This window comes from Ruegeria sp. PrR005, assembly GCF_010500245.1.
GTDB lineage: Bacteria > Pseudomonadota > Alphaproteobacteria > Rhodobacterales > Rhodobacteraceae > Ruegeria_B > Ruegeria_B marisflavi.
On the sequence record NZ_JAAGOX010000011.1, the window covers coordinates 302,992 to 316,072 of the forward strand.

The 13,081-nt window shown below is 59.0% G+C and carries 14 protein-coding genes; all 14 read left to right on the plus strand.

Going from position 1 to position 13,081, the window contains the following annotated elements; all coding sequences use genetic code 11:
• The first annotated feature begins 142 nt into the window (after nt 1–142).
• The 14 genes from G0P99_RS08010 (at nt 143) to G0P99_RS08075 (ending at nt 13,026) form a co-directional block, all read left to right on the plus strand.
• Nucleotides 143–367: a hypothetical protein gene (locus tag G0P99_RS08010; protein ID WP_164128857.1), complete on the plus strand. Its 225-nt coding sequence runs from the start codon at nt 143–145 to the stop codon at nt 365–367.
• Between the two features lie 89 nt (nt 368–456).
• Nucleotides 457–645, plus strand: a complete 189-nt coding sequence (locus G0P99_RS08015; protein WP_164128858.1) for a DUF1345 domain-containing protein — start codon at nt 457–459, stop codon at nt 643–645.
• A gap of 170 nt (nt 646–815) precedes the next feature.
• On the plus strand, nt 816–1,673 hold the full coding sequence (cpaB, locus tag G0P99_RS08020) for a Flp pilus assembly protein CpaB (protein ID WP_164129267.1): 858 nt from the start codon (nt 816–818) through the stop codon (nt 1,671–1,673).
• 187 nt (nt 1,674–1,860) lie between these two features.
• Nucleotides 1,861–3,267 (plus strand): type II and III secretion system protein family protein, encoded by a 1,407-nt coding sequence (locus G0P99_RS08025; RefSeq protein ID WP_164129269.1) that lies wholly within the window; start codon nt 1,861–1,863, stop codon nt 3,265–3,267.
• A 16-nt stretch (nt 3,268–3,283) separates the two neighbouring features.
• On the plus strand, nt 3,284–3,910 hold the full coding sequence (locus G0P99_RS08030; protein WP_164128859.1) for an OmpA family protein: 627 nt from the start codon (nt 3,284–3,286) through the stop codon (nt 3,908–3,910).
• A gap of 194 nt (nt 3,911–4,104) precedes the next feature.
• A complete protein-coding gene (locus G0P99_RS08035) occupies nt 4,105–5,343 on the plus strand; it encodes an AAA family ATPase (RefSeq protein ID WP_164128860.1) in 1,239 nt (412 codons plus the stop codon).
• Between the two features lie 24 nt (nt 5,344–5,367).
• Entirely contained in the window at nt 5,368–6,807 is a 1,440-nt protein-coding gene (locus tag G0P99_RS08040) for a CpaF family protein (protein WP_164128861.1), read from the plus strand.
• Nucleotides 6,808–6,818: 11 nt separating this feature from the next.
• Nucleotides 6,819–7,787: a type II secretion system F family protein gene (locus G0P99_RS08045; protein WP_164128862.1), complete on the plus strand. Its 969-nt coding sequence runs from the start codon at nt 6,819–6,821 to the stop codon at nt 7,785–7,787.
• 10 nt (nt 7,788–7,797) lie between these two features.
• Nucleotides 7,798–8,778, plus strand: a complete 981-nt coding sequence (locus G0P99_RS08050; RefSeq protein WP_164128863.1) for a type II secretion system F family protein — start codon at nt 7,798–7,800, stop codon at nt 8,776–8,778.
• A 52-nt stretch (nt 8,779–8,830) separates the two neighbouring features.
• The gene (locus G0P99_RS08055) at nt 8,831–9,373 is read left to right on the plus strand and encodes a tetratricopeptide repeat protein (protein ID WP_239059725.1); all 543 of its coding nucleotides are present in this window, start codon (nt 8,831–8,833) and stop codon (nt 9,371–9,373) included.
• Nucleotides 9,374–9,403: 30 nt separating this feature from the next.
• Nucleotides 9,404–10,252, plus strand: a complete 849-nt coding sequence (locus G0P99_RS08060) for a lipopolysaccharide assembly protein LapB (RefSeq protein ID WP_164128865.1) — start codon at nt 9,404–9,406, stop codon at nt 10,250–10,252.
• Between the two features lie 4 nt (nt 10,253–10,256).
• Nucleotides 10,257–10,802: a prepilin peptidase gene (locus G0P99_RS08065; protein ID WP_164129271.1), complete on the plus strand. Its 546-nt coding sequence runs from the start codon at nt 10,257–10,259 to the stop codon at nt 10,800–10,802.
• A 110-nt stretch (nt 10,803–10,912) separates the two neighbouring features.
• A complete protein-coding gene (locus G0P99_RS08070; protein WP_164128866.1) occupies nt 10,913–12,220 on the plus strand; it encodes an ATPase in 1,308 nt (435 codons plus the stop codon).
• Nucleotides 12,217–13,026, plus strand: coding sequence for an NAD(P)-dependent oxidoreductase (locus G0P99_RS08075; protein WP_164128867.1), 810 nt, complete (start codon nt 12,217–12,219; stop codon nt 13,024–13,026). Before G0P99_RS08070 ends, G0P99_RS08075 begins: the two co-directional genes overlap by 4 nt.
• Nucleotides 13,027–13,081 lie beyond the last annotated feature (55 nt).

Here is a 13,081-nt window from a genome sequence, read left to right on the forward strand (position 1 = left end):
TTTCTGGTTTTGGCCCAAATCCTGCCACGGCTGACCGGCAAATATACACCCATACCGCGACGGACATGAGCCAACGAGAGAGAGCAGGTTCAGACGGACGGCGAGGTTGAGAAAATCTTGTGATCCTTAGGAGGGACTAACCATGATCAAGTTCATCAAAAACTTCCGCAAAGACGAAGATGGCGCAGTGACCGTTGACTGGGTCGTGCTGACCGCAGCTGTCGTGGCCCTGGCCGCCGTCGCTTACAACGGCATCTCGTCCGGCACCAACACCCTGTCGCAGGCAATCAATACCGAGATGGGCACTGTGAACCCGGATGCAGGCGCAATCGGCGGCACCAGCGGCACCAGCGGCACCGGCGGCTAATCGGCTGACAAGCTAAATCAAAACGGGGCTGCGTCTTACTGAAAAGACGTGGCCCTTTTTTCTGGAACCGACGCGATGGAGGTACTGCCATGCTGAAACGCTACAAGCTCTTCGCAAGAGAAGAAGACGGCGCCGTCACGGTCGACTGGGTGGTCCTGACCGCCGCGGTCGTGTCCCTGGCCGGGATAGCCTATTCGGCAATCAATGGTCCGACCGGGGACGTCTCGTCAGCCGTTTCCAATGCCGTCGGGGGGATGACCGTAGACAGTGGTCTCTGACCCTGTCTGAGCCTTGCTGAAAAGAGACCGCAATTGTCCTCAATCGGCAAACAACCAACAAGTTCGGACCCATATTCTGACACAATTTCCGGTCAGAAATATCAAGTTGCTCCCCGCAGGTGTCGGCGATCGGTCTGACGTTCGGGCGGGTACGGAAAAGAGGTGATAGGATGCGAGCAGTATTTGGACTGGTTCTGATCGTGGGCGTCGCACTCGCCGGAGGTGCGGTGATGATGGCCCGAAACTACATTTCGGCATACCAGAGCGAGCTCGCACGCGAACGCCAGGCGCGCGCCCAGATCGTTCCGACGCAGGAAGTGATCGTTGCGGCACGCCCATTGCGCTACGGTGAACGCCTCACGGAAAAAGACGTTCGGATGGTAAAATGGCCCGTCAATTCCATCCCCGAAGGCACTTTCACGGATGCCGCCAAGCTTTTCTCGGAACGGGAGGAAGACAACCGGTTTGTCTTGCGCGCCATCGAGAAGGATGAGGCAATCATGGCCGTCAAGGTGACAAAGCCCGGCGAGGATGCGGGTTTGACCTCGCAGCTCGAACGCGGCATGCGCGCCTTTGCGATCAAGGTTGACGTCGCTTCCGGCGTGTCGGGGTTCTTGCGTCCGGGTGACCGCGTCGATGTCTATTGGACCGGCGGATTGAATGGCGCTATCGAAGGTATTCGTGGTGAAATCACCCGCCTGATCCAAAGCAGCATTCAAATCGTGGCCGTCGATCAGTCTGCGGGCGGCGACGTGACCGGCGCGACCATCGCGCGAACAGTGACGGTTGCCGCGCGTCCCGAACAGGTCGCAGCACTGGCCCAGGCGCAAACGACCGGCCGCCTGTCGCTGGCCCTGGTTGGTATCGATGATGACACCGTGGTCTCGGTCGTCGAGGTCAACCAGCGCAGCCTTCTCGGTCTTGGAGAGCTGCAATCGGCTCCGGAAGTGGTGGAAGAAAAAGTTTGTACAATTCGAACCCGTCGGGGTGCGGATGTCGTCGACATCCCGATCCCCTGCACGAATTGACACCCGGTTCGACACCACTCAAACGACCGTGCCCAGGCGCGGTCGTTTTTGTCTTGTTGCTCAATCCACACATAAAGACCGGACCCAAAAGCATTGATTCTTGCAAAAAATCGGCAAGTCGCGCACACTAAACCAAAGAGCGGGCAAAAAGACCCGCGCGTGAGGCGTGATCGGAAAGGCAGGTCACATGAATATTGACGGTTTGATCAAGGTGGCCCTCACCGGGCTTGCGTTAGCGTGGGGTCCGATTTCTGGACCAGCTTGGGCGCAGGATCTGCGTGTGGTCAAGAAGGGGATGGCCGAAACGCTGGATGTCCCGATGAACCGGGCCATCGTTGTCGAAAGCGAAACACCTTTCGCCGAACTGTCCATCGCAAATGCCGGCATCGCTGACATTTCGTCGCTTTCTGATCGCACAATCTATGTTCTGGGGAAATCTCCCGGCCTGACGACGCTCACCCTGTTCGATGCTGGTGGCCGCCTGATCACCAACGTCAACGTCCGGGTCTCTGCCGACGTGACCGAATTCAAGGAGCGCCTGAAGCAGATCCTGCCAAACGAGCGGATCGAGGTGCGGACCGCTAACGATGGCATCGTGTTGTCGGGCACGGTTTCCAGTTCCGCGCGCCTGCAACGCGCCTTGGATCTTGCGGAACGCTATGCGCCCGAGCGGGTGTCGAACCTCATGAGCGTGGCGGGCGTTCAGCAAGTCATGCTCAAGGTGCGTTTCGCAGAGATGCAGCGCGCCGTCTCCAAATCGCTGAGCGCATCGCTTGGCTTTAGTGGCGGCAATGCAATCGGCGGCCTGAACACGCTGAACAACCAACCCGCCCTGACCAATGCGCTTGGCGGCAGCATACCTGTCGCGAACGACAATACCGGAGCTATTCTCTTTGGCTTCAGCGCCGGTGCAACCCAGGTGCGTCTGCTTCTCGAAGCACTGGAGCGCAAAGGTGTGGTGCGGACCCTGGCCGAGCCCAACCTGTCAGCCCTTTCAGGACAACAGGCAAAGTTCCTGGCAGGCGGTGAATACCCCATCCCGGTTGCGCAGCGCGATGGACTGTTCTCGGTTGAATACAAGCCCTTCGGTGTGGAAATGTCTTTCATTCCGCGCGTGGTGGATGGCGATCTGATCAATCTCGAACTTCTGGCGGCAGTGTCGTCTCTGGACCCCAGCAACTCAATCACCGTGAACGGCTTTAACGTCGCTGCGTTCCAGCGCCGTGAAACGTCGACCACGGTCGAACTGCGGGATGGCGAAAGCTTTGCCATCGCGGGTCTGATCGAGGACGAGTTTCTGGACAACAACTCCCAGCTTCCCTGGATCGGCGACGTCCCGGTTCTGGGTGCGCTGTTCCGGAGCGCAAATTATCAGCGGTCGCAAACCGAGCTGGTGATTATCATCACGGCCCACCTGGTTTCGCCCACCCGGGGCGAAGCGCTGGCTCTGCCCACGGATCGCGTCAGACCGCCGAGCGAAACGGATCTCTTCCTGCGCGGCAAGACTGCACGTACGGAACGTGTGCGCAGTGGCGCCGCATCCGAGGTCGCAAGGCAGGATTTCAGCGGCTCGTACGGCTACGTGTTGGAGTGATCAAAGGATGAAACCGATGCGGAAATGGTTTGTATGTCTGGGATTGGCAGGGGCTGTTTCCGCCTGCGGCCTTGAAGCGGGTTACGAGGTAGATTCCGGTACCTTTGGCAATGCCACTCTGAATAACGTGCAGATGATGAACGGCGAGCGCAGTTATGCGCAGACGCTGGCCGACCGGTTCGCGCGTGAAGTACCCACTCAGATAAACTTTGCCTTTGACAGCGCGCAGTTGGATGCAGCGGCGCAACAGACCCTGACCTTGCAAGCCGACTGGATCCGCCAGTTTCCAGAAGTACGATTCCGCGTCTACGGGCACACCGACGCCGTGGGCTCGAGCGGATACAACAAGAGCCTTGGCATGCGCCGGGCACAGGCAGTCGTATCATTCTTCGCCAGCAGGGGAATCAGTCGCTCCCGTCTGGAAGCCGTTGTTTCTTATGGAGAAACACAACCCTTGGTCCCGACCAGCGACCGTGAACGGCGTAACCGCCGTACGGTCACTCAGGTCTCTGGCTTCGTGGACAAGCATCAGAACATTCTCGACGGCAAATATGCCCAAGTCATTTACCGCGAGTACATCAAGAGCGCCGAACCGAAGACTTCGGTCAAGATTGAGGCAACTTCCAGCGCGTTCGAACAATAAGGTTGAATCGGGCGGCATCGTCGCCCCATTCCCTACAATTGGTTCTTTTCGGCCCAAATCTCGCCCAACTTACCCGCGACATTGCTTCCAATAGGTGACGTGCGACCAGAATCTCGGTCGCATGCGGGTAAAGACGGGCCAGAGTGCTTAACGGCATCTGCGTCTGCCTCCCGCCCCGTAAAGAGGATAAGGCAATGAGCAGCGCAATGCCGCAACCGGAAACAACACCGATCCTGGCCTGTACGGTCAGCAGAGATGTGCAGAACTTCGACCTCTTGATCGAGGATATGGAAGCCGCGATGGGGGAAAGCTGGGGCGACCTCGGCTTTGCCGAAGCGCTGGCGTTTTTCGGCCAGCCCGATGCGGAATCCCTGGAATTCATCGCACTCGCGATCGATTCCGACGACGAAGACAACCTTGTTCTGATGGGCGAGATCATTACCCAGGCCAAATCCCGCGGTATCAAGGTTATCCTGATCGCCGAAGACGTCACGCCGGCATCCTTGCACCAGCTGCTGCGCAAGGGGGCGGACGAGTTTGTCCCCTACCCGCTGCCCGAAAGGGAATTGCAGTCGGCCATCGACCGGTTGAGTGAACCAGAACCGCAAGCGGAACAAACACATCACAACACGGCTCACCTGAACAAAGGCGCATCCCGCGAAGGCGCGCTGATTGTCGTTCAAGGCCTGGCAGGCGGCACCGGTGCAACAACCATGGCCGTGAACCTGGCCTGGGAACTCGCCAACATCGGGGGCGAGGACGCGCCGCGCGTATGCCTGATAGACTTCGACATGCAATATGGGTCGGTTTCGACCTATCTGGATCTGCCCCGCCGTGACGCCGTTTTTGAAATGCTGTCCGAGACCGCCAACATGGATGAAGAGGTGTTCGGTCAGGCGCTTCTGAGCTTTGAAAACAAGCTTCAGGTTCTGACGGCGCCGTCGGACATGGTGCCTCTGGATATCATCACGCCCGAAGACATCTCGCGCGTGCTCGAAATGGCGCGGGCGCATTTCGACTATGTTGTCGTGGACATGCCCAAGACACTGGTGCAGTGGTCGGAAACGGTGCTTCAGGCCGCGCATGTCTATTTTGCGATGATCGAGCTGGATATGCGGTCGGCTCAGAATGCGCTTCGGATGAAACGCGCGCTTCAGTCTGAAGACCTGCCGTTCAACAAGCTCCGTTTCGCGCTGAACAAGGCGCCCAAGTTCACCGATCTGAGCGGCAAGAGCCGGGTAAAGCGGATGGGCGAATCCTTGGGGATTTCCATCGACCTGCAACTGCCAGACGGTGGAAAGCAAGTCACCCAGGGAGCGGATCATGGGCTGCCGCTGGCGTCCTCGGCGCCCAAGAATCCTTTGCGTCGCGAAATTGCCAAGCTCGCACAGTCGCTGCACGAGCTGGGCCGCAACGACGCAAAAGCAGCCTGAACACCATAGACGAGGGGGTCGAACGTGTTTTCAAGATACAGGAAAACGGACAAGGCACAGCCAGTCGCGGCAATAGCCGCGCCGAAACAGGATATGCAGGCCGCGAAATCCGACGTCAAACAGTCCGCCAGCCTTCGCAAACCCGCGCAGAAGTCGGCGGCCGAAGCGCTCCCCTTGGATCGAGAGCGCAAGCGCAAGGAGCGGATGAGCGAGATTAAGATCGAGCTGCACCGCGATCTGCTTGAGAACCTGAACCTTGCCGCGCTGGAGCACGCGTCTGAGGCGGACCTTCGGTCCGAGATCACCGCGATCACCAACGAGATGCTTGAAACAAAAGGCATCGTGTTGAACCGCGACGACCGCGCGCAACTCAACAAAGAGCTGTATGACGAGGTCACCGGTCTTGGCCCCTTGGAAACCCTGCTCCAAGATGAATCCGTAAACGACATCTTGGTAAACGGTCCGCACCAGATCTTTGTCGAACGGGCCGGCAAACTTCAACTGACCGACATCACGTTCAAGGATGAAAGGCACCTGCTGCGGATCATCGACAAGATCGTTTCGGCAGTGGGCCGCCGGGTTGATGAATCAAACCCCTATGTCGACGCCCGTCTGGCCGATGGCTCGCGCTTCAACGCGATGGTCCCGCCGATCGCGGTCGATGGTTCGCTGGTGTCGATCCGGAAATTCAAAAAGGACAAGCTGGGCATCGACGATCTGGTCAAGTTCGGCGCTTTCACCGAAGAGATGGCCGCCTATCTTCAGGCCGCCGTCGCCACCCGGCTGAACGTCATCGTGTCGGGCGGTACCGGTTCGGGCAAGACAACCACGTTGAACGCGCTGTCGAGCTTTATCGACAATTCCGAGCGTATCCTGACCATCGAGGATACGGCTGAACTCCAATTGCAACAGACCCATGTGGGCCGGATGGAAAGCCGCCCGCCGAACGTCGAGGGCAAGGGCGAGGTTTCCCCCCGCGACTGTCTGAAGAACGCGCTTCGGATGCGCCCCGACCGCATCATCGTCGGCGAAACCCGCGGCGAGGAAGTGATCGACATGTTGCAGGCCATGAACACTGGGCATGACGGGTCGATGACGACGATCCACGCCAACTCTGCCCGCGACGGGGTCAGCCGTCTGGAGAACATGATCGCCATGGCCGGGATCGAGATGCCGATCAAGGCCGTGCGCAGCCAGATTTCAAGCGCCGTCAACCTGATCGTCCAGGCCAGCCGCCTTCAGGACGGCAGCCGCCGCATGACGTCGATCACCGAGATCACCGGGATGGAGGGCGACGTCATCTCGATGCAGGAAATCTTCCGCTATCAGCGGGTGGGCCTGACCCCCGACAACAAGATCATCGGCCATTTCACCGCCACCGGCGTGCGCAGCCATTTCTCGGAACGGTTCCGCATGTGGGGTTATGACCTGCCGGCTTCGATCTACGAACCGACCACCATGTAAGGAACCTGATCATGGAACTAAGCGCCGAACCAATCATCTACGGCCTGATCTTTGTCGGGGTCCTCGTCTTGGTCGAGGGCCTTTACCTGGTGGCTTTTGGCAAATCCATCAGCCTTAACAGTCGGGTGAACCGCCGGCTTGAAATGCTCGACAAGGGGGCCGGTCGCGAACAGGTTCTGGAGCAACTCCGCAAGGAGATGCAACAGCACATGAAATCGAAGTCGATCCCGCTGTACTCACTGCTGGCGGAAAAGGCGCAGAAAGCGGCGATCGCCTTCACCCCGCGCCAATTGATCATGATCATGGTTCTTCTGGCCTGTATCGCCTTTGTCGGGCTCAGCGTCGGCACCCAGACCGAGGTCAAGATCCGCGTCGCCATCTCGGTCGCGATCGGTATTGGTGCGGTCTACATCTGGGTCAATCAGAAGGCCAAGAAGCGCCTAGGCATGATCGAGGAACAACTGCCAGACGCGGTGGAACTGATGGTGCGCTCCTTGCGTGTCGGCCACCCGTTCGTCTCGGCCATCCAGATCGTTGCCAAGGAATCGGAAGACCCGATTGCAACCGAATTCGGCATTATCGCGGACGAATCCGCCTATGGCCGCGAGATCGGCGAGGCGCTCAAGGAAATGGCCGAACGCCTGGACATGCAGGATCTGCGCTTCCTCGCGGTCGCGGTCACCATCCAGCAGCAATCGGGCGGCAACCTGGCCGAGGTGCTCGCGGGTCTGGCCAAGGTGATCCGCGCCCGTTTCCGCCTGTTCCGCAGGGTCAAGGCCATTACCGCCGAGGCGCAATGGTCGGGCAAGTTCCTGTCCGCCTTCCCTCTGGTCGCGCTCATGGTCATCCTGATTAACGACCCCGGCTATTATGACGGCGTGCAGGATCATGAACTGTTCATCCCCGCCTGTTTCGTCGTGGGCATCCTGCTGACCGTGAACCTGTTCGTCATGCGCATGCTGACCAACATCAAGGTGTGAGGAGATCGACATGGAATTGCTGAATACAGTGAACGATTTCATCACCGCCAACCTGGGTGAATTCGGACCTCTCATCGTGGTGGGCGGACTTGGTCTGTTCATGATCCTGTTGACCATCCCGATGATGCTCAACCAGCCCGAAGACCCGCTCAAGAAGCTGAAGCGGGATCAAAATTCGAAAACGCCGCAGAAATCGAAAAAGGAACAGTTGCGCCAGGCTGGCCGCAACGAGCAGCTTCAACGTTTCGCAACCTTTCTTGAACCGCAGGACGCCGACCAGTTGTCGGCCATGCAACTGAAACTGCGGCAGGCCGGATACCAATCCAAGGATGCGGTCCGCTTTTTCCATTTCGCCCAAATGGCTCTTGGCCTTGTCGGGCTGCTTCTGGGCGTCATCTATGTGACTGTCATCAACGGCGAGCAGAACTATGACGGTCAAGCGATGCTGATCCGTGTTCTCGGGCCCGGCGCCGTGGGATACTTCCTGCCCAAGTACTGGATCACCCGGCGGGTCGACACCCGCAAGGAGAACATCACACGCGCCTTTCCCGACGCGCTGGACATGATGCTGGTCTGCGTCGAAGCCGGCCAGTCCCTTGACCAATCGATCGTTCGGGTTGCGCGCGAGTTGCGCGCGTCCTATCCCGATCTGGCGGACGAATTCGAAATCGTCGCCTATGAGATGAAAGCGGGCAAGGAAAAGGACAAGGTCCTGCGCGACATGGGGACCCGCTGCGGTGTGATCGACGTGTCCTCGTTTGTCACCGTGATGATCCAGTCATCCCAGTTTGGCACCTCAATCGCCGAGGCCCTGCGCGTCTATGCCGGGGAAATGCGGGACAAGCGCGTCATGCGCGCGGAAGAGGCCGCAAACAAGTTGCCAACAAAAATGACACTTGCCACAATGATGCTGACCGTGCCGCCCTTGCTGATCATCCTTGTCGGCCCATCGGCAAAAGGTATCATGGATCTGGGTAACATGAGCAAATAACAAAATGAAACAACAGGGTGGGCGACCTCCCACACCGAATTTGTTGACAGCTATGGCCATCGTCGCGGCAGTGACGGTGGCCAGTTGCACGAAGGATGATGCAACAGCATTGCCAGACAACCCCTTCCCCCCTGGCGTCGACCATCGGAAAGAGGCGGTAAGTGGCGTCGAAGTAGGGCAACGACTGATGGCTGCGGGCGAATATGAACTTGCCTTGGACAGCTTTACGCGCGCCGCGCTTGACGAAGGGATGACCCCCGAGATCCTGACTGGGATCGGCACCGCCAACCTGGGCCTGGGGCGTCTTGGACAAGCCGAACCGATGCTGCGCCGGGCCGTCGGCGAGACACCGGACTGGCCGGAAGCCTGGAACAACCTTGGCGTGCTCCTGATGGAAAAAGGTGAGCTGTCCGAAGCGAAACAGGTTTTTCAGAAAGCCTATGCACTGGACAATGGCGAAAGTGACTCAATCAGGGACAATTTGCGGATAGCGCTCGCAAAATCGGAAAATGTTGTTCATAATGAGCAACAACAAGAAGAATTCAAATTGGTGCAGCGGGGGCAAGGCGACTTTGTGATCCGCAAAACACCGTAACGAGGGCAAGAGCAGCAAAAGGACGCAAAAATGCGCCACCTTATCCTGATTCCGGTCATGCTGGCAGGCAGTTTGACCCTTTCGGCGTGTTCGGACAACGCCGACGAAACAGTCGAGCGAGCGTTCCAGGACGTCAACGTCGTGGATGAAACAAATCTGAACGATGTGATGCTGACGGTCGCGGACCCCAACGAGGCGGTCGACTATTTCCAGCGCACCCTGAAGGAAAATCCAGACCGCATCGACCTGCAACGCGGACTGGCCAAATCCCTGACCCGCGCTCACCGCAACACCGAAGCCGTTGTGGTCTGGGGCAAGGTCGTGAAGATGGACGGCGCCATTCCGGATGACGCCATCGATTATGCCGACGCCCTGATCCGCAACAACGAGTGGGAGCGCGCCGAGCAGATTCTGGATTCCGTGCCGCCCACGCACGAAACTTTCAACCGCTACCGGCTCGAGGCTATGGTGGCGGATTCAAACCAAGAGTGGAAGAACGCCGACACGTTCTATGAAACAGCCGTCGGCCTTACGACACGGCCTGCCGGTGTCATGAACAACTGGGGATACTCCAAACTGACGCGCGGCGACTTTGCCGAGGCCGAGCGCCTTTTCGGAGAGGCCATTCGCCAAGACAGCAGCCTGTTCACCGCAAAGAACAACCTGGTTCTGGCCCGAAGTGCCCAGCGCAACTATACACTCCCGGTTGTGCCAATGACACAAACCGAACGGGCACAACTGCTGCACACGATGGCACTTTCCGCAGTCAAACAAGGGGATATCACGACTGGAAAATCGCTGCTGCGCGAGGCGATAGACACTCATCCCCAGCATTTCGAGGATGCGGTGAGATCCTTGCGTGCGCTTGAAATCGGCTGATCCGATGGTCATTCCTGCCCAGGCGGCGCTTTGGTTTGTACCATTTGTGCTGCCGATCTGCCTCTATGTTGCCTATACCGACCTGCGCGAGATGAAGATCCGTAACCATGCCGTTACCACGCTGGCCGCGGTATTTGTCTTCATCGGTCTGATTGCCTATGCACCGTTCACCAGCGATTGGATCTCGGGTCGCATAGGCCCGATCCCGCTGGCATTGCCGACCTATGTCTGGCAGCTTTTGCATCTGCCAGTGGTGTTGCTGGTTGGCGTATTGCTGAATGCCGCGGGCGCGCTGGGGGCCGGTGACGCCAAGTTCGCGGCAGCAGCCGCACCTTTTGTCTGGACCGGTGATCTCAGACTCGCGACAGGCTTGCTGACCGCAGGGTTGCTTGCCGCCTTTGTCACCCATCGGATTGCCAAACATTCGCCATTGCGGCGGATCGCTCCCAACTGGAAAAGCTGGGACACCGGCAAGAAATTCCCGATGGGCCTGGCCTTGGGTGGCAGCCTGGCCGCCTATCTCCTGCTTGGCGCAATCTACGGCGCCTAGGTGCAAAACCTGCCCTTTGCGCGCCCTTGTGATGCCACATTGATTAGACATTCTGGTTGACGAAGTGATCGCTTCACCGAACAGCCATGGAAATTCTTCGGGTCTCAAAGATGAACATGCAGCCTACTGCCGTTCTGGCGCCTCCCGCTCCGAAACGGATGTCTGAAATGCAACTCCCCATCGTCATGATGCGGGACATTCTGCTCAAGACGATCTTTCGCAAGACCGTCGAAACCGTCTCTGAGATCGCCGAGGCTATCTGCCTGCCGGTTACGGTGGCACAAGAGCTCGTCGATATGGCGCGGACCCAGAAATTGCTTGAGGCGACAGGTACGCTCAACGCCAACAATGGCAACGAGATGGGATATCAATTGACCGATGCCGGCAAGGCCCGGGCGCTCGACGCACTCAGCCAGTCGGAATACTTCGGTGCCATGCCGGTACCGCTCGAGGTCTACCGGGAACAGGTCAAACGGCAATCCATTCGCAACATCCAGGTCACCCGCGACCAGCTGGTCAAGGCGATGGGCCATCTGGTGCTGCCCGACAGTCTGCTGGGCCATCTCGGCCCTGCTGTGAGTGCCGGCCGCTCGATCCTGATGTATGGGCCGCCGGGCAACGGCAAATCCTCGATCTCGAACGGGATCCGTGATGCGCTGGGCGACAATGTCTATGTGCCGCGCGCGATCGAGTATTCCGGCCAGGTCATCACCGTCTATGACCCGATCGTCCACACCGCCATCGAACAGGAACCCGAAGACCCGACCCAGCTGCGCCGCCGCGCCCGCTTCGACAGCCGCTATGTGATGTGCGCGCGTCCCACGGTGATCACCGGGGGCGAGTTGTCGCTGTCGATGCTCGACCTTGTCTACAACCCTACCGCACGCACCTATCAGGCGCCCTTGCAGCTTAAATCCACCGGCGGCATCTTCATCATCGACGACCTTGGCCGCCAGGCCGAGCCGCCACAGGCGATCATCAACCGCTGGATCGTGCCGCTGGAAGAGGGCAAGGACATCCTTGGCCTGCAATCGGGCGAGAAATTCGAGGTCCCCTTTGACACGCTGGTGATCTTCTCGACCAACTTCCACCCCAACGAGATCTTCGACCAGGCGGCGCTGCGGCGGATCTTCTTCAAGATCAAAATCGACGGCCCAAACCAGGAAAACTTTCTCAAGATTTTCGCCATGGTCGCCCGCAAGAAGGGCGTGCCGCTCGATGAAAAGGCGCTGGTGCATCTGCTCAAGGTCAAATACCCGACCATCGACAACATCTACGCCAATTATCAGCCGGTCTTCCTGATCGACCAGATGATCGCCATCTGCGAGTTCGAGGGCATCCCCTATCAGATGAGCCCAGAACTGATAGACCGCGCCTGGGCCAACATGTTCGTCAAGGACGAGAAGATCGTGAAATGATCGGGGTCGCGGGCTGTGGCCGCATGGGCGCGCCGATGCTGGCCGCCCTGCGACGCGCCGGGTTCCCGGCGCAAGGCTTCGATATCCGCCCACCCAGCGATTTTACCGGCGCCAGCCACCAGATTACCGATAACATTGCGGCATTTTCGCAAGGTCTGAGGACACTTATCACCGTTGTTCGGGACATTTCGCAAACTGAACAGGTATTGTTCACGGATCAGAGACTGATTGATGCAAAACACTTGGATTGCGTCATCCTCTGCTCCACCCTGTCGCCCCGCTATGTGCGTGACCTGCGAGCGCGGGTACCGGACCATATCGCTCTGATCGACGCGCCGATGTCCGGCGCGCAAGTCGCGGCTCAGGAGGCGCGGTTGTCCTTCATGCTGGGCGGCAGCCCTGCGGATCTGAATGCCGTCCAACCACTCTTCAACGCGATGGGCAGCCATTTTCACCGCATGGGGCCCTTTGGATCGGGTATGCAAGCCAAGGTGCTTAACAACCTGCTCGCCGCCGCCAATACGGCCATGACGCGGCTGGTGCTGGACTGGGCCGACGCCGCGGGCCTGGACGAGGCCGCGCTGCTTGCCCTCATCCATACCAGCTCGGGCCAGAACTGGTTTGCCAGCAATTTCGACCGGATCGAATTCGCCCGCGACGGGTTGAGCGAGGACAACACGATCGGCATTCTGGTCAAGGATGTCGAAAGCGCCCTCGACGCCGCGCCGACGGGTGCCGACACCACCCTGCCCCGCGCGGTACAAGAGCTGATCCGCAAATTGCAGCCACGCCCTTCCTCTTGCTGAAAATATCCCCGGGGAGTCACCCTGCACGGGCGGCGGGGGCAGCGCCCCCTTCCCT